This is a genomic window from Serratia proteamaculans (assembly GCF_013337185.1).
GTDB lineage: Bacteria > Pseudomonadota > Gammaproteobacteria > Enterobacterales > Enterobacteriaceae > Serratia > Serratia proteamaculans_D.
On sequence record NZ_SWDE01000008.1, the window covers coordinates 1 to 22,450 of the forward strand.

At 53.7% G+C, this 22,450-nt stretch carries 23 protein-coding genes; 9 read left to right on the plus strand and 14 right to left on the minus strand.

Annotated elements, in window-relative coordinates:
- Positions 1 to 109 precede the first annotated feature (109 nt).
- Complete coding sequence (gene gmhB, locus FCL49_RS22240; RefSeq protein WP_174355179.1) at positions 110 to 673, minus strand: D-glycero-beta-D-manno-heptose 1,7-bisphosphate 7-phosphatase; 564 nt, start codon at positions 671 to 673, stop codon at positions 110 to 112.
- A 187-nt stretch (positions 674 to 860) separates the two neighbouring features.
- Between gmhB and metN the strand changes: the two genes are divergently transcribed.
- From metN to proS, 6 genes are all read left to right on the plus strand, one after another.
- Complete coding sequence (gene metN, locus FCL49_RS22245; RefSeq protein ID WP_174355180.1) at positions 861 to 1,892, plus strand: methionine ABC transporter ATP-binding protein MetN; 1,032 nt, start codon at positions 861 to 863, stop codon at positions 1,890 to 1,892.
- Positions 1,885 to 2,538 (plus strand): methionine ABC transporter permease MetI, encoded by a 654-nt coding sequence (locus tag FCL49_RS22250; RefSeq protein WP_012146460.1) that lies wholly within the window; start codon positions 1,885 to 1,887, stop codon positions 2,536 to 2,538. Before metN ends, FCL49_RS22250 begins: the two co-directional genes overlap by 8 nt.
- A 60-nt stretch (positions 2,539 to 2,598) precedes the next feature.
- The gene (locus tag FCL49_RS22255) at positions 2,599 to 3,414 is read left to right on the plus strand and encodes a MetQ/NlpA family lipoprotein (protein ID WP_004952177.1); all 816 of its coding nucleotides are present in this window, start codon (positions 2,599 to 2,601) and stop codon (positions 3,412 to 3,414) included.
- 120 nt (positions 3,415 to 3,534) lie between these two features.
- Positions 3,535 to 3,939: an Rcs stress response system protein RcsF gene (rcsF, locus tag FCL49_RS22260; protein WP_153859291.1), complete on the plus strand. Its 405-nt coding sequence runs from the start codon at positions 3,535 to 3,537 to the stop codon at positions 3,937 to 3,939.
- Complete coding sequence (gene tsaA / locus FCL49_RS22265) at positions 3,936 to 4,643, plus strand: tRNA (N6-threonylcarbamoyladenosine(37)-N6)-methyltransferase TrmO (RefSeq protein WP_174355181.1); 708 nt, start codon at positions 3,936 to 3,938, stop codon at positions 4,641 to 4,643. Before rcsF ends, tsaA begins: the two co-directional genes overlap by 4 nt.
- A 123-nt stretch (positions 4,644 to 4,766) precedes the next feature.
- A complete protein-coding gene (proS, locus tag FCL49_RS22270) occupies positions 4,767 to 6,485 on the plus strand; it encodes a proline--tRNA ligase (RefSeq protein WP_135317726.1) in 1,719 nt (572 codons plus the stop codon).
- Positions 6,486 to 6,536: 51 nt separating this feature from the next.
- Here proS and nlpE read toward each other — a convergent pair whose 3' ends face one another.
- The 3 genes from nlpE to FCL49_RS22285 are packed head-to-tail and all read right to left on the minus strand — an operon-like array spanning position 6,537 to position 8,215.
- Positions 6,537 to 7,220 carry an envelope stress response activation lipoprotein NlpE gene (gene nlpE / locus FCL49_RS22275; protein ID WP_174355182.1) on the minus strand — a complete coding sequence of 228 codons (684 nt, stop codon included), beginning with the start codon at positions 7,218 to 7,220 and terminating at the stop codon, positions 6,537 to 6,539.
- A 29-nt stretch (positions 7,221 to 7,249) separates the two neighbouring features.
- Positions 7,250 to 7,663: an alternative ribosome rescue aminoacyl-tRNA hydrolase ArfB gene (gene arfB, locus FCL49_RS22280; RefSeq protein ID WP_012146465.1), complete on the minus strand. Its 414-nt coding sequence runs from the start codon at positions 7,661 to 7,663 to the stop codon at positions 7,250 to 7,252.
- Between the two features lie 3 nt (positions 7,664 to 7,666).
- Positions 7,667 to 8,215: a YaeQ family protein gene (locus FCL49_RS22285; RefSeq protein WP_174355183.1), complete on the minus strand. Its 549-nt coding sequence runs from the start codon at positions 8,213 to 8,215 to the stop codon at positions 7,667 to 7,669.
- Positions 8,216 to 8,428: 213 nt separating this feature from the next.
- On the opposite strand from FCL49_RS22285, the gene FCL49_RS22290 reads away from it, so the two are divergent.
- Both FCL49_RS22290 and rof read left to right on the plus strand, forming a co-directional pair.
- Positions 8,429 to 8,629, plus strand: coding sequence for a YaeP family protein (locus FCL49_RS22290; protein WP_012146467.1), 201 nt, complete (start codon positions 8,429 to 8,431; stop codon positions 8,627 to 8,629).
- The gene (gene rof, locus FCL49_RS22295; protein ID WP_368040125.1) at positions 8,622 to 8,879 is read left to right on the plus strand and encodes a Rho-binding antiterminator; all 258 of its coding nucleotides are present in this window, start codon (positions 8,622 to 8,624) and stop codon (positions 8,877 to 8,879) included. Before FCL49_RS22290 ends, rof begins: the two co-directional genes overlap by 8 nt.
- Positions 8,880 to 8,965: 86 nt before the next feature.
- On the opposite strand, the gene FCL49_RS22300 is transcribed toward rof, so the two are convergent.
- From FCL49_RS22300 to FCL49_RS22335, 8 genes are all read right to left on the minus strand, one after another.
- On the minus strand, positions 8,966 to 9,283 hold the full coding sequence (locus FCL49_RS22300) for a c-type cytochrome (RefSeq protein WP_174355184.1): 318 nt from the start codon (positions 9,281 to 9,283) through the stop codon (positions 8,966 to 8,968).
- 17 nt (positions 9,284 to 9,300) lie between these two features.
- Positions 9,301 to 10,611 carry a tRNA lysidine(34) synthetase TilS gene (gene tilS / locus FCL49_RS22305; protein ID WP_174355185.1) on the minus strand — a complete coding sequence of 437 codons (1,311 nt, stop codon included), beginning with the start codon at positions 10,609 to 10,611 and terminating at the stop codon, positions 9,301 to 9,303.
- A 56-nt stretch (positions 10,612 to 10,667) separates the two neighbouring features.
- Complete coding sequence (gene dtpD, locus FCL49_RS22310; RefSeq protein ID WP_174355186.1) at positions 10,668 to 12,116, minus strand: dipeptide permease DtpD; 1,449 nt, start codon at positions 12,114 to 12,116, stop codon at positions 10,668 to 10,670.
- Positions 12,117 to 12,183: 67 nt separating this feature from the next.
- Complete coding sequence (cadA, locus tag FCL49_RS22315) at positions 12,184 to 14,325, minus strand: lysine decarboxylase CadA (protein WP_174355187.1); 2,142 nt, start codon at positions 14,323 to 14,325, stop codon at positions 12,184 to 12,186.
- A 91-nt stretch (positions 14,326 to 14,416) separates the two neighbouring features.
- A complete protein-coding gene (cadB, locus tag FCL49_RS22320) occupies positions 14,417 to 15,766 on the minus strand; it encodes a cadaverine/lysine antiporter (protein WP_174355188.1) in 1,350 nt (449 codons plus the stop codon).
- 359 nt (positions 15,767 to 16,125) lie between these two features.
- Entirely contained in the window at positions 16,126 to 17,682 is a 1,557-nt protein-coding gene (gene cadC / locus FCL49_RS22325) for a lysine decarboxylation/transport transcriptional activator CadC (protein ID WP_174355189.1), read from the minus strand.
- Positions 17,683 to 17,770: 88 nt separating this feature from the next.
- Positions 17,771 to 18,160 (minus strand): VOC family protein, encoded by a 390-nt coding sequence (locus tag FCL49_RS22330; RefSeq protein ID WP_153859282.1) that lies wholly within the window; start codon positions 18,158 to 18,160, stop codon positions 17,771 to 17,773.
- A 121-nt stretch (positions 18,161 to 18,281) separates the two neighbouring features.
- The gene (locus tag FCL49_RS22335) at positions 18,282 to 18,515 is read right to left on the minus strand and encodes a glutaredoxin family protein (RefSeq protein WP_174355190.1); all 234 of its coding nucleotides are present in this window, start codon (positions 18,513 to 18,515) and stop codon (positions 18,282 to 18,284) included.
- A 148-nt stretch (positions 18,516 to 18,663) separates the two neighbouring features.
- On the opposite strand from FCL49_RS22335, the gene FCL49_RS22340 reads away from it, so the two are divergent.
- Positions 18,664 to 19,209, plus strand: coding sequence for a MarR family winged helix-turn-helix transcriptional regulator (locus FCL49_RS22340; RefSeq protein ID WP_174355191.1), 546 nt, complete (start codon positions 18,664 to 18,666; stop codon positions 19,207 to 19,209).
- Here FCL49_RS22340 and FCL49_RS22345 read toward each other — a convergent pair.
- Both FCL49_RS22345 and accA read right to left on the minus strand, forming a co-directional pair.
- Complete coding sequence (locus tag FCL49_RS22345; RefSeq protein ID WP_174355192.1) at positions 19,206 to 21,350, minus strand: lysine decarboxylase LdcC; 2,145 nt, start codon at positions 21,348 to 21,350, stop codon at positions 19,206 to 19,208. The genes FCL49_RS22340 and FCL49_RS22345 overlap by 4 nt on opposite strands.
- A 132-nt stretch (positions 21,351 to 21,482) precedes the next feature.
- Positions 21,483 to 22,442, minus strand: coding sequence for an acetyl-CoA carboxylase carboxyl transferase subunit alpha (accA, locus tag FCL49_RS22350; protein WP_135317738.1), 960 nt, complete (start codon positions 22,440 to 22,442; stop codon positions 21,483 to 21,485).
- Between the last annotated feature and the right edge of the window lie 8 nt (positions 22,443 to 22,450).

Below are 22,450 nucleotides of genomic sequence, written 5' to 3' on the forward strand. Positions count from 1 at the left end.
ATTCACATGTTCCGTGTCGATGGAGGCGCATTATAGGGAGCTGGTTCAGAATGACAAGGGTTTATATTCACTTTCCATCTGACCGCTCACTATTCACGCACAACGCCTACTAAACCCGCTTTTTGATGGCTGCCGGCAGGTCTGCCAGGCTGTTTATCACCCAATCCGCCAGTTTCTCACCTTGTTCAGTGACAGGTTTGCCGGTACGCACCAGTACTTTAGTCCCGACGCCTGCCGCTATTGCTGCCTGCATATCTTCCGGTTTGTCGCCAACCATATAAGAAGCAGCCATATCAATGTTCAATTCCTGCTGCGCTTGCAGCAACATGCCCGGCTGAGGTTTACGGCAGTCGCACACCTGACGGAACTCTTCTACTACTGCATCAGGAAGATGTGGACAGAAATAGATACCGTCCAGGTCAACATCGCGATCGGCCAGCGACCAGTCCATCCACTCGGTCAGGTACATAAATTGGTCTTCGCTGAACATGCCGCGCGCGATGCCGGACTGGTTGGTCACCAATACCAGAGCAAAGCCCATCTTTTTGAGCTCGCGACAGGCGTCAATCACGCCATCTATAAAGTGGAAATTATCGATTTCATGAACGTAGCCATGATCGACATTAATCGTGCCATCACGATCGAGAAAAATTGCTGGAACGCTTTGTGTCACCGGTTTGCTCCTGAGGGCCTGAAAACGCCGACAGTATCGCATGTTTTACCCGGCACTGAGAACGGCAGAGAACAGCGTTGATCGTTGACTTGGACGTCTAGACGCCTTAACATCTGACTCATACCTTGGTCCACGCCAGGGTTTACTTTTATCTAGCCACGGGCAACCACGCTAAAATAAGAAGAATATGATTAAACTTTCTAACATCACCAAAGTGTTCCAGCAGGGTTCGCGCACCATTACCGCGCTCTCTGACGTGACTCTTCACGTCCCTGCCGGGCAAATTTATGGCGTTATCGGTGCATCAGGCGCCGGTAAAAGTACGTTAATCCGCTGCGCCAACATGCTTGAGCGTCCTACCTCCGGCCAGGTACTGGTTGATGGACAGGATCTGACCTCGCTGTCCGAAGGCGAACTGACGCGCGCTCGCCGTCAGATCGGTATGATATTCCAGCACTTTAACCTGTTGTCTTCCCGCACGGTGTTTGGCAATGTTTCATTGCCGCTGGAGCTGGACAACACGCCACGCGCTGAAATCAAAAAACGCGTAACCGAATTGCTGGAACTGGTCGGGCTGTCAGACAAACATGACGCCTACCCGGCCAACCTGTCGGGCGGCCAAAAGCAACGCGTGGCAATTGCCCGTGCGCTGGCAAGCCAACCCAAAGTCCTGCTGTGTGATGAAGCCACCAGCGCGCTGGACCCAGCAACCACCCGCTCCATTCTGGAACTGCTGAAAGACATTAACCGTCGTCTCGGTTTGACCATCCTGCTGATCACCCATGAAATGGATGTAGTGAAACGCATCTGCGATCAGGTTGCGGTTATCAGCCAGGGTCAGTTGATTGAAAAAGACAGCGTCAGCGAAGTGTTCTCGCACCCGAAAACCCCGCTGGCCCAGCAGTTTATTCAAGCCACGCTGCATTTGGATATCCCGGACGACTATGCCAAGCGTCTGGTGCCGGAACGCAGTGGCGGCCGTCAGCCCCTGTTGCGTCTGGAGTTCACCGGTCAATCCGTTGATGCGCCGCTGCTGTCAGAAGCCGCCCGTCGTTTCAACGTTAATAACAACATTATCAGTGCACAGATGGATTATGCCGGCGGTGTTAAATTCGGCGTGATGTTGGCAGAGCTGCATGGCAGTGATGAAGACGCGCTGGCAACGATTAAGTTCCTGCAGGAAAATCAGGTAAAAGTAGAGGTTCTGGGTTATGTCTGAGGCAATGATGTGGTTAATGGCTCGTGGCGTGTGGGAAACCGTCATGATGACCTTTGTCTCCGGCTTTTTCGGTTTCGTGCTTGGCCTGCCGGTTGGCGTGCTGCTGTATGTCACCCGCCCGGGGCAAATCGCCGCCAACAACACGCTCTATAGAACGCTGTCCGGACTGGTGAACGTTTTCCGTTCCATTCCGTTCATTATTCTGTTGGTGTGGATGATTCCATTTACTCGTTTGATCGTCGGTACCTCGATCGGTCTGCAGGCGGCTATCGTACCGCTGACCGTCGGCGCGGCACCCTTTATTGCTCGTATGGTGGAAAACGCCCTGCTGGAGATACCTTCCGGTCTGGTGGAAGCCGCCCGCGCGATGGGGGCTACCCCGATGCAAATCATCAAGAAGGTGCTGCTGCCGGAAGCCCTGCCGGGCCTGGTTAACGCCGCCACTATCACCCTGATCACTTTGGTGGGTTATTCCGCCATGGGTGGCGCAGTCGGCGCAGGCGGTCTGGGACAGATTGGCTATCAATACGGTTATATCGGTTATAACGCCACAGTAATGAATACCGTATTAGTATTACTGGTGGTGCTGGTCTATTTGATTCAGTTCTTCGGTGACCGGATCGTCAAGGCCGTTACCCATAAGTAGTTTTTACAGCAACTGCGCTCACACAGCGTATTTCAAATGCGAGTCTAATGAGGAAGGGATATGTCGTTAAAATTTAAATCCATCGCGGCAATCGGCGCACTGATCGGTACTCTGGCTCTGGCAGGCTGCGGTCAGGAAGAAAAAGATCCGAACCATATCAAAGTCGGCGTCATTGTCGGTGCCGAACAGCAGGTCGCTGAAATCGCGCAAAAAGTGGCAAAAGAGAAATACGGTCTGGACGTCGAACTGGTGACCTTCAATGACTACGTGCTGCCAAACGAAGCGCTGAGCAAAGGTGACATCGATCTGAACGCCTTCCAGCACAAACCTTACCTGGATCAGCAGATCAAGGATCGCGGCTACAAGCTGGTGTCGGTCGGCAACTCCTTCGTTTACCCGATTGCCGGTTACTCCAAGAAAATCAAATCTCTGGACGAACTGAAAGACGGTTCTCAGGTTGCTCTGCCTAACGACCCAACCAATCTGGGCCGTTCCCTGCTGCTGCTGCAGAAGGTTAACCTGATCAAACTGAAAGACGGTGTTGGCCTGCTGCCGACCGTATTGGACGTGACTGAAAACCCGAAAAACCTGAAGCTGGTTGAACTGGAAGCACCACAGCTGCCACGCTCCCTGGACGACCAACAAATCGCTCTGGCGGTGATCAACACCACTTACGCCAGCCAGATTGGCCTGACGCCGGCAAAAGACGGCCTGTTTGTTGAAGATAAAGACTCACCGTACGTTAACCTGCTGGTTGCCCGCGAAGATAACAAAGACGCGGAAAACGTGAAGAAGTTCGTTCAGGCTTATCAGTCTGACGAAGTCAATGAAGCGGCCAACAAGATCTTTAACGGTGGCGCAGTTAAAGGCTGGTAATCATTAATTACCGAATTTATTCCTATAATTGTAAGACGGGCTACGGCCCGTCTTGTTATTTCCACCATAGATTGCTTCAATAGCGCCACTTAACTATTCCATCAAGGCAGAGGAATCTCAATGCGTGCTTTACCTCTCTGTTTGTTAGCGCTTGCGCTGGCCGGGTGTTCGTCGCAGCGTTTCGCGCCCCCGTCAACAAACAGCACCAGCAAACCGGCAGTAACCACTCCGACCAAAACCACGCCAGCAGCGCGTCCGGCTCCGGTTAAACTGTACAAAAGTGCAGAAGAATTAGTGGGCAAACCATTCCGCGATCTGGGTGAAGTCTCTGGCGAATCCTGCCAGACAACCGTTCAGGACTCACCACCGAATCTGGCGACCGCCCGTAAGCGCATGCAAATCCGCGCCTCTTATATGAAGGCCAATGCCGTGCTGTTGCATGACTGCCAGATAGTCAGCGGTGTTGCCGGCTGTTACCAACAGGCCATTTGCCAGGGTTCAGCGCTTAACGTTTCGTCCAAATGACCGAATTTGTTTTCAACCAGATCGGTACCATCCGTTCACCGTATAAAGAAAAGTTCGCCGTCCCCCGCCAACCGGGGTTAGTCGAAGACGGTGGCAGTGAGTTAGTGCTGCTGCCGCCCTATAATCAGGCGGAAGCGGTACGCGGACTCAGCGAATTCAGCCATCTGTGGGTGATGTTTATTTTCCATCAAACCATGGAAGGTGGCTGGCGCCCCACCGTCCGGCCACCCCGCCTCGGCGGTAATGCGCGGATGGGGGTATTTGCCACCCGCTCAACCTTCCGCCCCAATCCGCTCGGTATGTCACTGATCGAATTAAAAGGCGTACGGGTGCAGGGCGGTGAAGTGGTGCTGGAGTTGGGCAGTCTCGATCTGGTTGACGGCACGCCGGTAGTAGACATCAAACCTTATCTGCCGTTTGCCGAAAGCCAGCCGCAGGCCCGCGCCGGCTTTGCTCAGGCCGCACCTTCCGGGGATATGCCGGTATGCTTTGCTCCAGAGGCGGAACAACAGCTGCTGCAACATCAGCGGCGTTATCCGCACCTGCGGCGCTTTATCAGCCAGGTGCTGGCTCAGGATCCGCGACCAGCCTACCGCAAGGGGCAAGCAGCAGAACGGGATTATGCCGTCTGGCTACTGGATTTCAACGTGCGCTGGCGAGTGGTGGGTCAACAAACCGAGGTGCTGTCTCTCGACCTGCGTTAAAATTCCACCGTCTCTCTTTTGACAACCCGCTCGCACTGGTAAACTAAATTACTTTCGAAAATTTTGGCTGCCCTACTACTGGCAGCCGGTTGCAATTTGCAGTTCTAACGGAACCAAAACACCATGCGTACTAGCCAATATCTGCTCTCCACCCTGAAGGAGACACCTGCCGATGCCGAAGTGATCAGCCACCAGTTGATGCTGCGCGCCGGGATGATCCGCAAGCTGGCCTCCGGTCTTTATACCTGGTTGCCTACCGGCCTGCGCGTTCTGAAAAAGGTTGAAAACATCGTTCGCGAAGAAATGAACAATGCTAACGCGATCGAAGTCTGCATGCCGGTAGTACAGCCTGCCGATCTGTGGCAGGAAAGCGGCCGTTGGGAACAGTATGGCCCTGAGCTGCTGCGCTTTGTCGATCGCGGCGATCGTCCATTCGTACTGGGGCCAACTCACGAAGAAGTGATCACCGACCTGATCCGTAACGAGATCAGCTCTTACAAGCAGCTGCCGCTGAACTTCTTCCAGATTCAGACCAAGTTCCGTGATGAAGTCCGCCCACGTTTCGGCGTTATGCGCTCGCGCGAATTCCTGATGAAGGATGCTTACTCGTTCCATACCTCGCAGGAGTCGCTGCAGGCAACCTACGAAGCAATGTACGAAGCCTACAGCAAAATCTTCAGCCGTATGGGCCTGGACTTCCGTCCGGTACATGCCGATACCGGCTCGATCGGCGGTAGTGCATCACACGAGTTCCAGGTACTGGCCGACAGCGGTGAAGACGATATCGTGTTTTCCACCGGCTCCGACTTTGCCGCCAATATCGAACTGGCAGAAGCGGTTGCACCGGCTGAACCGCGTGCGGCAGCCAGTGAAGAACTGCGCATTGTAGACACCCCGAACGCCAAGACCATTGCTGAACTGGTAGAGCAATTCCAGCTGCCGGTGACGAAAACCGTCAAGACGCTGCTGGTGCGTGCTAAAGAAGAGAGCGGCCACAAGCTGGTTGCCCTGTTGGTGCGTGGCGATCACGAACTGAACGAAATCAAAGCCGAGAAGCTGCCGCAGGTTGCAGCTCCTCTGGTCTTTGCTACCGAAGAAGAGATCCGCGCTATCGTGGGTGCAGGCCCTGGTTCACTCGGCCCGGTCAATTTGCAGGTTCCCGTGGTTGCCGATCGCAGCGTAGCGGCGATGAGTGATTTTGGCGCCGGTGCCAACATCGACGGCAAACACTACTTCGGCATCAACTGGGAGCGCGATCTGCCGCTGCCACAGGTTGCCGATATCCGTAACGTTGTTGAAGGCGATGCCAGCCCGGACGGTAAAGGCACATTGCTGATCAAACGCGGTATTGAAGTGGGCCATATCTTCCAGCTCGGCACCAAATACTCGGAAGCGATGAAAGCCACCGTACAGGGCGAAGACGGCCGTAATCAGGTGCTGACCATGGGTTGTTACGGTATCGGGGTCACCCGCGTGGTCGCTGCCGCTATCGAGCAGAACCATGACGAGCGCGGCATCATCTGGCCGGACGCTATCGCGCCATTCCAGGTGGCTATTCTGCCAATGAACATGCACAAATCCTTCCGCGTGCAGGCGCTGGCGGAGGAGTTGTACAACACTCTGCGTTCCCACGGTATCGACGTGATCCTCGACGACCGTAAAGAACGTCCTGGCGTGATGTTCGCAGATATGGAACTGATTGGCGTACCGCACTCTATCGTGATCGGCGATCGTAACCTCGATAGCGAAGAAATTGAGTACAAAAACCGCCGTGTCGGCGAGAAGCGAATGATTAAAACCGGCGAAGTCATTGATTTCCTGCTGGGGCAGATCAAGCGCTAATCCGCTATCGCAGAAACTAAAAACCCGCCTAGGCGGGTTTTTTTATGGCTGTTATTTGCTATCGCAATTTTTACTGCGGTCGAAGGCTATTTTACCGTCCGGCACCAGCGCCTTCTCGGTTAACCCCTCTTCCATTGACGGCTGAACGCTAAAGTGACCATTCAGGGTCAGGAACACCGGTTCGCCCGGCGTTTTGTACGCCTTGGCATAACCCTGCTCCAGCGCGATAGTATTGTCGACCGGGAAAGTTTTGCCGGTGGCGCAATCTTTAAACACCGCCGCATCCGCCATGTAGGTGTAGCTGCCTTTCAGCGACATCGGCGTTTTAGGCAAAGCTTTTTCTACCGGATCAAGGCGGTAATTCAGTTTCGACTCAATCTGCATGCCGGTTTGATCGAGCATTTCCAAACTTTTCCCCACCGGGCGGAAATAACGCTTGTCACCACGGCTGTCGGTCAGCACCAGCTTATCAGCGGTACGCGCCCATTTGCCGTAGTCGGCAAAGGTTTGATCGCCACTTTTGGTGCCGCGATAGGTTTCCTGCAGCACGAAAGTACCGTCTTTATCCAGGAATAATGCGGTATCCAGACCACCGCAGTCAGCGCAAGGCAGCACGCCCTGATAACTTTGTTGCATTGCCTGAAGCGGTTGTTCCTTCGGCTGGTAGTGATTATTACATCCCAGTAACGAAAGTGCCCCTGCCGCTAAAAACAGGGCTAGTGTTATTTTCTTCACAGTTATTCTCCTACTGTGTTCATGTGTCCTTAAGTGCGGATCTTGCCGCGCAGCGCTTTAGTCGCGCCTTTCCGTACCTTGCCTTCCAGACGACGTAATTTTGCCCCTTTGGTGGGCTTGGTCGCCCTGCGAGTTTTCTCTACCACCATCGCCTGCTGGATCAAAGTGACCAGTCTGGCCAACGCCGCCTCGCGGTTTAATTCCTGACTGCGATATTCCTGCGCTTTGATAATCACCACGCCATCGGCGGTAATTAAATGATTATTCAGGGCTAGCAGCCTTTCCTTATAATACTCTGGCAGGCTGGATGCCCGGATGTCAAAGCGCAAATGAATAGCCGTTGAGGTTTTGTTCACGTGCTGACCACCCGCGCCCTGCGCGCGGATCGCCGTCAATTCCACTTCGTTATCCGGTATGGCTACATTTCTTGACAGTTCAAGCACCGGTCACACCTGCGCCTGTTGCCACTCGGCAAACTGGATTTCCAGACTATTCTGAGCATCGGAAAGCCAGATAGTTCCCTCTTGCAGCGTGGCCTGCAGCGTCATATTGCGGCTGGCCAACGCCGCCAGTTTGCCTAATTGTTCATCATCCAGGAAGCGGATGCTTAGGTTTTTGTGGTTTGCCACTTTGCCTTGCATCGATTGCCACCACACGTGGCCGGCACGTTCGCCGTAAGCATACAGCACCACTCGCGGTGACTGGTTGCAGGCCTTCTTGATGCGTTTTTCATCCGGCAGGCCCATTTCAATCCACATTTCCAGCCCGTTATGATCGTTTCGTCGCCAGATTTCCGGCTCATCATCGGCGCTCAGGCCTTTGGTAAACACCAGTCGCTCATCGGCATGACAGATCCAGGCCAGCAGACGCAGCATCATGCGCTGTTCAGTTTCAGAAGGATGTTGGGCCAGGGTAAGCGTGGCGTCGTGGTAGAAGTGACGATCCATATCAGCGATATTGACCGTGGCTTTATAAATAGTAGCTTTCAGCGCCATGGGTGACCTCATTATTATCAGGCGACAGTGTACTTGATTTGGCCCAACCGCGGCCAGCACGGCCGGGCAAAGCCCGGTACGAAAGCCGCGCGGAGGTGCTAATAACTCCACAATAGCTGTGCTATAGTCGTCTAGGATAGAGTCAAGCTCCGAGTGCCTGCGCCTCATCGCTATAAGGCTTCGATGACGCAGAGGTTCTTAAGGGAGGAAACTGTGCAACAATACTGTGAGTTAGTACGCCGTTTTTACGCCGAGATCGGCAGTGGTGATCTCGGCTACGTGCCTGATGCGTTAGCATGTGTATTAAAGGCATTGGACGAAGTTGCTGCGAATAGCACGCTACCGTCCTCCGTTAGGGAACAGGCGGCCTTTGCCGCCGCTAACTTATTGGTGAGCGACTATGTTGATGAATGATGAGTACCAATCCATCAATTGCGATGACTATGAAAGCCTGGAACTCGCCTGTCAGCATAACTACATTCTGAAGCTGGAGTTACGCGACGGAGAAAAATTCGAAGGCAAAGCCACCGAGCTGAAGTTTACCAAGGGCGTTGAGTACCTGATTATCGATCGGGCCGGCGACGCTCTCAGCTTGCGTCTGGATCACATCCTCAGTTTCAGTCATCCGGAAATCGGTACCGTGGTCGTCAGCCTGTCTGATTGATTTAGCGGTAACGCCATCCCAACAGGGCAGCCCAACGGCTGCCCTCGTCATTTATGGTTTTAAACTGGCTAGGGTTTGAGACTGGCCTAGGGTTTGAGACTGGAATAGTAGGCCGCCAGATCGGCAATATCCGCATCAGACAACGGTGAAACATAGGCTTTCATCACTTCCGCCTGCCCCCCGTTACGCTCGCCTTTCTTATAAGCCTGCAACGCATGCTCGAGATACATGGCGTTTTGCCCCGCCAAATTCGGGTACATCGGCATCGACACCTTCCCTTCAGCCCCATGGCACGCCATACAACTGGCAGACTTATCCTTCCCCGCAGCCGCATCGCCCGCCGCCATTGCAGGCAGGCTGAACAGACCCAACACTACCGCCATTGCGCTTACAAATTTCATCATGGTTCCTCAGTCTATTATTATTTTTTACGCCACTGCAGCCGCCAGGGTTGCTGCCCCTCGGGCGTTTGTCCGGCCTCACAGACAAAAATCTCCAGCGCCGCAATCAGCTGGTCATCATAATAGATCAACGGGGTACGCTCACGCTGCCACGGAGGAATACCCAACTCCTGCCACAATTTTTTGATCGGACGAGAATGCGCACGACCCAGGATGCGGTGTTTGCCCTGAGCGGTAAAACGAATGCTCACTTTTTGCTGTGATTGTGGCGCACGCAAACAGATGTCGCCTTCCCCACTGACCAGTTCACCCAATCCATCTGGCAGCGTCAACGGATCGCCCAATGACCAGCTTAGACTGATTTCACGCAGATCGACCATCAACGGCAACAGATACAAGCGACGGCGGAAGCGGCGGAACTGATATTGTCCCAATTGCAGCTGGGGTTCGGCGTCCTCGCGGCTGAGCGCCACTTCTTCCCATAACCGTTGCAACTGTTCGCGAGAAGGCATGGTGACGCCAAATAGCGCGATCCAACGGCGTAACAAGGCGAAACGCCGGGCCGGTGAGCACGTCAGCAGACCATCAATCGCCAGCGCACGGTCTTTGTCGAGTAGCTTGTGCAGTTGCTCGGCCAGCAACTCATCCAGCAATTGCTCTTGCTCGGCACACAGGCTGGCACTACGTGCCGTCGCCGCAGCAAAGTGCGGCCAGCGCTGATTCAGCAGCGGCAACACCTGCAGACGCAGAAAGTTGCGATCGAAACGTGGGTCCTGATTACTGTCGTCGTCAATCCAACTGAGCTGATGTTGCTGCGCATAGGCCTCCAACTGCTGACGAGAGTGACCCAGCAGTGGGCGCAGCAAATGATTATTCCCCAGCGACGTCTGTGCAGCCATGGCCGACAGACCCGCCGGGCCGCTGCCACGCTTTAGTGCCAGCAGGAAGGTTTCACATTGGTCGTCAAGGTGCTGCGCAGTAAGCAAGGTTTCACCGGCCGCCAGCGTGCTGGCAAAAGCCGAGTAGCGCGCCGCCCGGGCTGCGGCTTCGATACCACCCTGCTGGCTATCAACCTGCACGTGCTGAACCACCAGGGGTAACTGCCAGGCAACGCATTGTTGCTGACAGTGTGTTACCCACTGGTCGGCAAAAGCACTCAGGCCATGATGCACGTGCACCGCGCGAAGCTGCAAGTCCGGCAATTGCTGCCGTAAACCCACCAGCAGGTGCAACAGCACGCTGGAATCCAGCCCGCCGCTGAATGCCACCAGCAAGTGCCGGTGTGCACCCAATTGCCGGGCAAGCTGTGCGGATAATTGATTGTTATTCATTGATTAGGCTTAATGACGTCCAGATAGCTGCACGTTAACCCCCGTCATACCATCAATCAAGCATTAACCGCACGGATATGACGGCCGGCCAGCAACCACCACATGGCCAACACCGCCACCACTGCCGCCGTGCACCCCATCGCCCACCAGCCAATTTGGGCAAACAGGTGGACATAGGCCTGCGCCGTCGCCCCTGTAGCCGGGTCATCAGCGGTTTGACCGGCGATAATACCGGCCAGATAATTGGCTATCGAGCCGGTGGTCAACATATAGATGCCGGTCAGCACCCCGGTAGCACCAGGGATATTCAGTCGGGTAATCTGTGCCATGGCGACCGGATCGATAAACAGTTCAGCAAGCCCCATCACCGACAGCCCGGCGATCATCAGACTCATCGAGCCCTGGCCGTAACGGGCGTTAAGCGCCATCAGGGTAAAACCCACGCCAATCAGCAGTAAACCAAAGGCGAACTTTCCCCAGATACGCAGAGTACGGCTGCCATTGCCATTGCCTCGCACCAGCCAGGCCAGCATCACACCGCCAAACATCACGGCAAAAGCGTTAACCGACTGGAACAATGCCGTTGGCACCGTCCAGGAAAACCATTGGCGGTCGACAAAGTGATCGATAAACAGGCTGATCGAACTACCGCCCTGCTGGGCAAAGGCCCAGAACAAGGTGCCCAACAGCATCAACATCACTATCTGCCACAGCCCACGGCGCTGCACTGTTGTCGCCCGGGCCATAATACGGATCACCATCACGACGGCGGCGGCACACACCAGCATCAGTAATTGACCGGCCAGGTCGTAAATGAACAGTGAAGTGAAGAACAGAGGGGCTAGTAGCAGCATGGCGCTCAGCCATACCCAGTTAGGGACCCGCAGCGTGGTGACGCACATCTGCGCCCGATCCACACCGCGTGTGTGGCTGAAATGACGGCTGCCAAACAGGAAAATAGTCAACCCGGCCAGCATGCCGATCCCCGCCAGCGCAAAGCCGACGTGCCAGCCGTAGCGTTCTGCCGCCAGCCCACAGGCTATGGGCGCCAGGATCGAGCCCACATTACCGGCGGCATACAACAGTGAAAAGCCCCCTTCCCGGCGCGAATCTTGCGGTTGATACAACTCGCCCAGCAGGCAGCTGATATTGGATTTAAACAGGCCGTAGCCACAGATGATGATCGACAGCGCCAGGTAGAGTGAATTGGCAGATACGGCGCTCAGGCCGAGCACGATATGGCCCAAAGTCATCAATACTGCGCCAGCAATGACCGCAACGCGGTTGCCCAGCAGGCGATCGGCAAGCAGGCCGCCGAGGATCGGCGTGACGTAGACCAGAGAAGCGTAGGCGCTATAGAGGCTAATGGCGCGGCTATCGGAATAACCAAGTTGGTGGGTAAGATAGAGAATAAGTAACGCACGCATGCCGTAAAAGCTGAAATATTCCCAAATTTGTATGGCTACGACATAGTAGATTGCGCGCGGCTGTGAGGGTGTTTTCATGGTTTTCTCCCATCAGTCGGGGAACGACAAAAGGGGAAGCGCAAGCGCCTCCCCCTTGTTATTTCACTTATTTATCGTTTTTCAACACCTTCACGGTGTAACGTCCATCCGCCTGGCGATAAGCGCCGTGGATATCAGTTTCGAAGCCTGGATAATGCGCGCCGATTTCGCACAGCATTTGCAGGAATTCCAGTACCGGACGGCTTTCTTCGGTGAGCATTTCACCCGGCATCACCAGCGGAACACCCGGAGGATATGGCAGGATCATGTTGGCATTCACTTTGCCCACCATGTCTTCCAAATAAACCTCTTCCACTTCACCGTGCAGTTCTTTCTGGAAGGCCTGGAACGGGTTCATGACCATCGCCGGCAGCACTTCAAAGGCGCGATACATCAGATCCGGCAGGTTATGGTGTTTCACCAGGTTGTGAATGTTCTGGGCCAGTTCCTGGATGCGCATGTCTTCATAAAACTCTGGTGCCTCTTTGTACAGCGAAGGCAGCATGTTTTTCACCCGCAGGTTCAGGTCGAACGAGCGTTTAAAGTCAGTCAGGCCGCGCAGCAGGCTAAGAGCTTTGGTTTTATCGATGCCGATGCTGAACAGGAACAGCAGGTTATACGGACCGGTTTTCTCAACAATGATGCCGTGCTCATCAAGATATTTGGCAACCAGGCTGGCCGGGATACCAAACGACTCCATTTCACCATCTTTGCTCATCCCTGGTGTCAACATGGTGACCTTGATCGGGTCAAGGTACATATGTTCGTTATCAATACCTTTGAAACCATGCCATGCACTGTCGGAACGCAGCGGCCAACACTCGGCTTCATCGATATGTTCCGGCTGCCAAACGTCAAAGAACCAACCTTCAGATTCGACATTCAGACGTTTGATTTCTTTACGGAACTTGATAGCTCGTTCAATTGAACCGTTAATCAGACGCTTACCGGCATTACCTTTCATCATCGCCGCTGCGGTTTCGGTAGAGGCCACGATGCCGTAGTGCGGTGAAGTGGTGGTATGCATCATGTAGGCTTCATTGAAGGTTTCTTCGTTGATGTCCCCTTTCACGTGGATCATTGAAGCCTGTGAGAACGCCGCCAGCAGTTTATGGGTGGATTGGGTTTCATAGATCACTTTCCCTTCCACGCGGCCGCCGCTCATGCCGCACTTGCCTTTGTAGATCGGGTGGAAGTTGGTGTAAGGCACCCAGGCAGAGTCAAAGTGGATGGATTTCACATCCAGCGTGCTCTTGATGAAATCGGTGTTATACAACAGACCGTCGTAGGTCGAGTTGGTGATCACCGCGTGTACCGGCCAGGTAGCGTTAGGAGTATCTTTCACGCGTTTGGCGATGGTGGCGCGGGCAAATTCGCTCTGTGGAATACCGCCGAGGATGCCGTAAGCGTTACGGGTCGGGCGGAAGTAGATCGGCGTAATGTCGCTCATCATCATCAGATGGGTCAGCGATTTGTGGCAGTTACGGTCAATCAGCACCGTGCTGCCGGCAGGCGCAGAGTACATACCAACAATTTTGTTGGCGGTAGAAGTGCCGTTAGTCACCATATAGCTGCGTTCAGCGTTGAACACGCGGGCAATGTATTCTTCGGCTTCTTTGTGCGGGCCGGAGTGATCCAGCAGTGAACCCAGCTCAGAGACCGAAATTGACACGTCGGATTTCATCGCGTTCGGGCCAAAGAAATCGTAGAACAGGCTACCGACCGGGCTTTTCTGGAAGGCGGTACCACCCATGTGCCCGGGAGTACAGAAGGTGTATTTACCTTCACGTACATATTTGAACAGCGCTTTGGTCAGCGGTGGCAGGATGGTGTCCACGTACTCATCGGTGTTCTGTTTGATCTTGTCGGCAATGTCGTTGGCCGCACCGAGCGCATATTCAAAGAAACGTACCTGCATACGCAGATCGTTAAGGCTGACGTCCAGGGTTGAATAAGTATTGGCAAAGGCATACAGCGGCATGTACTCATTCAATTCGCTGATTTCCTGGCACAGCTCAAGGTTGTATTTATCCCAGTCGAAAATCACACCGCACAGACGGGCATTATTCTCGATCAATTTGAGCAGGTCTTCGCGGTCGTTCGGGTAAACAATGCGGAAGTTCAGTTTTTCCAACGCGTTGTGCAGTTCGCGGATGGGCTCTTCTTTGAAGTAGACACCCATGTGGTTCATGATAGCAATAACGTTCATAATCATTTCTCCAGGTAATGCGAGCCCCTTGCCATCACGGATGACAATTGTTGTTGCAAGGGGCTGAATTAAGAAGTGGGTCAGTACGTGCTTAGTGCGCTTTGGCCGTCGTGCTGTTGTCGATGGCTACAGCATTGGCTTTCGCTGTCTGACGGGTATTCATTTTGCGGGCGTAGAACATCAGGATGATCAGGCTGATGATGAAGGTGCCGGCCAGTTCGAACGATTCGGCGCCCATCAGTGCGATGAAGCAGAAGCCACAACCCAGAACCGAGGCAATCAGGCTCAACAGGTTACGTATATTGACGCCTTCAAAGCGGATCAGGTCTACGCAAGAGTAGAAGTAAGGCAACATGGTCAGCAGTACTGCAATACCGGTCAGCATCCCGAACAGGTCGGAAGCTTTACCACCGCCGGAGCTCATGGCGGTAATCAGCACCATCAGCGCGGTCATTTTGCAGCTGGCCAGCAGCAGGCCTTTTCTAGGAATGCCGTTCTTATCGAGTTCGCCGTACACTTTCGGGAAGTTACCGTCGTTGGCGGCACGGACCCCAGCCTGGCCAACCAGCATCATCCACGAACCGAGTGAAGTCAGACAGGCAAAGGCGGTGAAGGCAGAGACCAGAGGTGCAGCCCAGTTCCCCATAATGGCGGAGGCGCTGACGGCGAACGGTGCACCGCTGGCAGCCATTTGGCTAGCCGGGAACATACCGCTCATCACCTGAGTGGCCGCAATGTAGATAATCCCGGCCAGCGCGGTACCCAGCATGGTTGCCAGCGGTACGGTGCGTTTCGGGTTTTTCACCATGCCGGTACTCACAGCGGCAGACTCTACGCCGATGAACGCCCACAGGCACAGCAGGATACTTTTGATTACCGCATGGCTGTCGGTGGTACCGGAAGTATTCCAGTTAGCGTGGTAGGTTGCAGCGTCGAACCAATGCCAGCCGGCAGTCGCGGTGACAATCACCGGGATTAGCACCAACACCAGGCCGAGGGTGGTCAAACGGCTGACCCAGGTCCCGCCGAGCAGGTTAATAAAGGTGAATACCCAGACGATAGCAATACAGGCAATACCCGCCGGTACCGGGTTATTCAGTGCAGGGAAGAAGGTAGAAAGGTAAGAAACTGCGGTAATACCGATAGCCAAATTACCGATCCAGTTCGCATGGTAATAAAGCACGCCGGTCTGGAAACCAAACGCCGGTGAAATTTCACCCGCGTAAGCAATAGGGCCACCCTGTTGGGGATTTTTGGTGGCCAGACGCGCATAGACATAAGCCAGTGACATCGCGCCAATAATAGAGATTACCCATCCCCAGATCGCGATAGAACCGAGACTTGCCAGGTTCGCGGGTAATAAGGCAATACCGCTCCCCATCATATTACCGGCAACCACACCGGTACAGGCAATAAGCCCTATTTTCTTGGATGAAGCCATGGTCAGTTTCTCCTGATTTTGATTTCTTATAAGTCTCGGCCGTTATGCAAATTTGCTAATGACCGGACTTGATAGTCAGGATGCTAATGATCGGCGGGAATAAAGTCCTAAAGATAAAGTGATATTACGCTCATGATCATACAAATGATAAACTGAGGTTTTTCATTAACACATCAAGAGATAAATACGGGCTCAAGAAAAGATAAACAACCAATAAAAACATTAAGATAGCCATGTTATTTTCACTAACAAATGAAAATAAAAGAGAGAAATAAATCAACCAATGAGTTAATGGGTTTTAACAAATAAAACCCAATAAATAACACCGCCGGTCAAAAAAACTGACTCGGCGGCGTGGCTTAATTGGGTTGTTTATCCGGATTGTAGTTTTCGAGGTAGGGAACGACGGTGTTTATTGAGGTATGGAAGACGGCATTACGGATCCAGTGCAAGGTATTCTCGCCCGGACGCAGGTTAAATGCCGTGATATAGGAGTCAGCAGCCAAGCGATTGTAGCCCTGCATTTCATAAACTTTGCCTAGTAACACATAATTCATCCAGGACATCTGCAGCTCAATGCCTTTATTTATCGCCTGATAAGCCTCATCGGTTTTCCCCTCCCCCAACGCCCGTATCGTATGGATCTGCTGAATTATCGGGCTGTCTTTTAAAGCGGGCAGCGCATCCAGGCGAGCTATCTCGGTATCCAGTTGCGCCAACTGTCCGCTATCAAAAGGTTGATAAGAGTTACGCAGTAAGTCTGCCAGCGCTTTTTCCGCCGCGACATAAATAAAGTCCGGTGTCGATTTTATCATTTCACCCAACATGCTACTGGCATGGGTCAACGAGTCGATATCCCCCTGGATCAATAACTGATGCGCCTGGTAATACTGCTGCAGTTCTGGGCCTGAATTGGGCAAGAGTTTCATCAACCGCTGCTGCAAAGGGGCTGGCCACGGCTGATTGAGGGCCACAGACAGACTGCTCAGGAAGTCCTCCTGAATTTTCAGTTGATTGTCTGTAGTCACAAAATAGCGCTTATCCAACATGATCGAGCTGTCCGCATTGTCCACCAGCCGTACCGACAGGAAACATTGCTGCGCACGATAATGGCGCTGGTTGACGAACTCAATGGTCAGCGATTTACCCGAACTGCTTGGCCCGGTGTAGTTATAGTTGGTCTGATCGTGCACCAGGAAAGTCGAATAGGTGTTTAGCGAGTCCGTGACGACTTCGCTCAGGCCGACGACATAGGAAAGTTGCGGCGTCCAGTTACTGCAGCTGTTGCCCCCCTGAATGCGGATATCAATATCCCGCGGGTTCATCAGCACCGGCATGGTGGATTCCGGTATGCGGCGCGACAGAGTTGCGATGGCCACGAACACCACGCAGGCGCTCAACGCCGCCAGGAAAGCCAGCCACACCCAAAACGGTGATTGACGATAAAAAGCCACCTTCGCCTTTGCCGGGGGTGTTTTTTTCTGACTGGGTTTTGGCGGCTCGTACTCAGCGCCATCGTCTTCACTGCCATCTTCCGGCTCATGAGTGATGACCGCCACCCGCGGTGCCGCAGGCAGGCTTGTCTCTTCCCCTTCACACCACATCACTGGCGCAGCCAGTTTATAGCCACGCTTGGGCACGGTAATGATGTATTCCGGGCTGTTGCTGTCACCGTCCTTCAGGTATTTGCGCAGTTCGGAAATACTCTGAGTCACCACATGATTGGTGACGATGTTGCGCTTCCAAACGTTATCGATCAGCTCATCGCGACTCAGCACCACATCCGGGTGTCGGGCGAAATATTGCAGCATATCAATTAAGCGCGGTTCCAACGCCAACTGGCGCCCATCACGGCTTATTTTGTTGTCTGCGGGAGTAACCAACCACTCACCAACGCGAAAAACGGGTTCTTGCATAGTGAAAATAACTCAAAAGGGGGTGCGGCAAGCGCGGGATAATACCATATGAGCGCCCGACCTGCGTCGATATGCCCCGATTAAGCATTCATACCTCATATAATTCTAGAGGCAAGCCATCGGGATCGCTGAAAAAAGTGAAGCGTGACTGGGTATAAGGATCGATGCGTACCGGCTCGCAAACTACGCCAGCAGCCTGCAAATGCTCTATGGCCTGCTCAATGTCCTCGACGCTGAATGCCAGATGGCGCAGGCCACAGGCTTCCGGACGACTGACACGAGCCGGGGGGGACGGGAAGGAAAACAGTTCGATGCTGTATTGGCCATTGAGTGCCAGATCGGCCTTCCAGGAGTCACGCTCCTCGCGGTAAAACTCGCCGAGTAAGGTGAAACCCAGGATATCGCAATAAAAATGCTTACTGGCCGCATAGTCCGAACCAATGACGGCAATGTGGTGTATCTGACGGAGTGCCAACATAGTGTGTCTCATTATCGGTGTGATGAGGCACGGTATCCGGCGGCAGTGGCGACGTCAACGACAAAAAGCCCCGTATATAAGACGGGGCCGTCATTCAGAAATCAGCAACGCAACCGGCAGATCAGGCTTTAAGATCGGCCAGTGCAGCACCGTAGTTGATGTGCAGCACCTGCCCATCCACCACCAGCGCCGGTACGCTCTGTACCCCGGCTTTTTCTGCTTCGGCGAGACGCGCCGGTTTTTCACCCAGATGCACCACATCCACCTGTACATCCTGGCTCAACAGGCCCAACAACTGCTGCTCTGCGCTGACGCAAACCGAACAACCGGCATGATAGAAAACGGCTTTGGTCATGATAATTCTCCTTGGTTCTGACTGTGTGTGAAATGAATTCACTTATTTAGTTTCGATTCGAAACCAAATGCACAATAAATCCTCCATCACGACTTGTCAATATAGTTTTTAATCGATACTATTTTCCCACACTAACGAGGATCCCATCTTGAGACTGTTTGATTTATTGGAGCGGCTGAATAGCCTGCAACGCAGCTGGTTGCGCAGCCATGAAGAATTGGAGAGCCTGCCCCCGGTACAGTTGAGTGCGTTGTACTATCTGGCACGCTGCAACCATTACTCCAACACCCCGATGGCGGTGGCGGAATATCTTGGCCTGACCAAGGGTACGGTATCGCAATCACTGAAAAAGCTGGAAAGCAACGGGATGATCGCCCGCACTGCGGACGAGAAGGACCGCCGCAGCGTCAGGCTAAAGCTGACCGACAAATCACGCGTATTGATGGATGCCCTGTTCCCACCGGCCTATTTACAGGATGCGCAAGATGCCATGCAGCAGGATGGCGGGCAGTTAGTGGAGTTGCTGACGCAGTTGTTACGCCAGTTGCAAAAGCAGGATGACAACGTGGCGTTATTCGGCGAATGCCATCGCTGCCGCTATCACCAACGGCAGGATGGCCAACCCTTTTGCGGTCTGACGCAGGAACCGCTGCCGGTAAGCAGCGTGAACCTGATTTGCCGGGAATTTGCTTAAGCCAACGGCATTTTCAGCACCTTCACCAGATAACGTCCATCCTCGGTGAGTTTCGCGCCGTGGATATCGGTTTCAAAGCCCGGATAACGCTCGCCGATCGAGCACAGCATCAGCAGGAAATCGAGCACTGCACGGCTCTCTTCGGTGATCATCTCGCCCGGCATCACCAGCGGTACCCCTGGCGGATAAGGCAGGATCATGTTGGCCGCCACCTTGCCGACCAACTGATCCAGCTCGCAGGTTTCTACGTTGCCGCGCACCTGTTGCTGGAACATCTGGTGCGGCGTCAGTTTCATTTCAGGCAGCACGTCAAACGCCCGCTGCATCAGCCCCGGCAGATCGTGCCGACAGATTAAACGGTGGATCCCGGCAGCCAGATCCTGAATGCGCATATTGCGGTAGAAATCCGGGTCTTCCGCGAACAGATCCGGCAGCATGTTCTTCACCCGCAGGTTAAGATCGTAAGCGCGTTTGAAATCGGTCAAACCGCGCAGCAAACTCATCGCCTTGGTTTTATCGATACCGATGCTGAACAGGAATAACAGGTTATAAGGCCCGGTTTTTTCCACCACGATACCGCGTTCGTCCAGATACTTCGCCACCAGCGCCGCAGGTATCCCGCTCTCTTCCAGCATGCCCAACTCATTCATACCCGGTGTCAGGATAGTGACCTTGATCGGATCGAGGTACATGTGGTTGCTATCGGTGTTGCCGAAACCGTGCCAATTATCATCCGGGTTCAGCGGCCAACACTGCGCCTCGTCGATCTCCTCCGGCTGCCAGATGTCGAAGAACCAGCTATCGCTCTCCTCCCGCAGCCGCTGCACCTCACGGCGGAAATGCAGTGCGCGCTCCACCGAGCGATTTATCAATCGCCGCCCCGGATTGCCGCGCAGCATCGCTGCGGCAGTCTCCATCGACGCCACGATGCCGTAATTCGGTGAGGTGGTGGTATGCATCATATAGGCTTCGTTAAAGGTGCTTTCGTCGTAGTCACCCTTGATGTGAATCATTGAGGCCTGCGAAAACGCCGCCAGCAGCTTGTGCGTAGACTGGGTTTCGTAGATAACCTTGCCGGGCGTGCGCTCGCCGCTCATACCGCTCTTGCCGTCGTAGATGGGATGGAAGTTGGTATAGGGCACCCAGGCCGAATCAAAGTGAATTGAGGGTACGTCCAACGTCTGTTTGATGTAGTCGGTGTTGTACAACAAACCGTCATAAGTGGAGTTGGTGATCACCGCATGTACCGGCCAGCTGGCGTTAGCCGTTGCCGCGACCCGGCCGGCAATGCTCTCGCGAGTAAATTCATGCTGCGGAATACCACCGAGAATGCCATAGGCATTACGCAGCGGACGCAGGTAGATAGGCACGATATCGCTCATCATCAGCAAATGGCATAAGGATTTATGGCAGTTGCGGTCAATCAATACCGTGCTGCCGGTCGGCGCCGAATACATGCCGACAATCTTGTTGGCGGTGGAGGTGCCGTTGGTTACCAGATAGCTCTGCTCGGCGTTGAAGGTACGGGCAATATACTCTTCGGCTTCCAGATGTGGGCCGGTGTGATCCAGCAGCGATCCCAGTTCAGTCACCGAGATTGAGACATCTGCTTTTAGCGTGTTGGCACCGAAAAAGTCGTAAAACAGGCAGCCGACCGGGCTTTTCTGAAAGGCAGTGCCGGCCATGTGGCCAGGAGTACAGAAAGTGTATTTTCCTTCGCGCACATAGTTGAACAGCGCCTTGGTCAACGGGGGCGTAATGGTATCTATGTATTCGGCGGTGTACTGCTGAATACGCTGCGCAATATCATCCGCCGCATTCAGAGCGTACTCAAAGAAATACAGCGCCATGCGCATTTCATGCAGGCTGACGTCGAAGGTGGAATGGGTATTGATGAAAGCATACAACGGCAGATATTCATTCAGCTCATTGATGTCGCTGCACAGCTCCAGGCTGTAATCGTCCCAGTCAAAAATCACCCCACAAATGCGCGCGTTGGCCTCGACCAGTTTTAACAAATCACCGCTGTTTTTCGGATACACCAGTTGGAAATCCATTGCAGTCAGTGCGGTGTGAAGCTCGCGGATCGGCTCGTCTTTGTAATAAACGCCCGCTGGGCTCATGATCGCGATGATATTCAACGGCTGCTCCTGTCAGTTAACCACCAATCGTCTATAACAACATGAAAAAACCGTGCTGTGTACCCCAACCCCCCCTTTTCATCAGCCAAAAAAAACCGCCCGAAGGCGGTTTCTTGCAACGCATGACAAAACTCAGCAGTAGCCGTAGTTCATCAGGCGCTGGTAACGACGGTTGAGCAACTCTTCGTTGTTCAGGCCATCGAGATCTTTCAGGTCAGCCAACAGTTGCGCTTTCAGCGCGGCTGCCATTGCCGGCACGTCGCGGTGAGCAGAACCCAAAGGCTCCGGGATCACCGAATCGATCAGCTTCAGCTCTTTCAGACGTGGAGCAGTAATGCCCATCGCTTCTGCAGCCAGAGGTGCCTTATCAGCACTCTTCCACAGAATGGATGCACAGCCTTCCGGTGAAATAACCGAATAGGTGCTGTACTGAAGCATATTCACTTTGTCGCCCACGCCGATAGCCAATGCACCGCCAGAACCGCCTTCGCCAATCACGGTGCAGATCACCGGGATGTTCAGGCGAGACATTTCACGCAGGTTATGGGCAATCGCTTCAGACTGGCCGCGTTCTTCCGCGCCCACACCCGGGTATGCCCCTGGAGTGTCGATGAAAGTGATCAACGGCATCTTGAAGCGAGAAGCCATTTCCATCAGGCGCAACGCTTTGCGATAGCCTTCAGGTGCCGGCATGCCGAAGTTACGGCGGATTTTCTCTTTGGTTTCGCGGCCTTTCTGATGACCGATGATCATCACCGGGCGACCATCCAGACGCGCAATACCACCGACAATCGCTTTGTCATCGGCATAGGCGCGATCGCCAGCCAGTTCTTCGAAGTCGGTGAAGATGTGTTTGATATAATCCAGGGTATAAGGACGGCGTGGGTGGCGTGCCAATTGAGCAACTTGCCAAGCCCCAAGATCGGAAAAAATCTTGCGCGTCAGCTCAACGCTCTTTTCACGAAGGCGCTGAACCTCTTCGTCCAGATTAATATCTAATTTTTCGTCTTGACGGCTGACTGCAGTCAGCGAGTCAATTTTCGCTTCCAGCTCTGCAATCGGCTGTTCAAAATCAAGAAAATTCAGACTCATAGCATTCC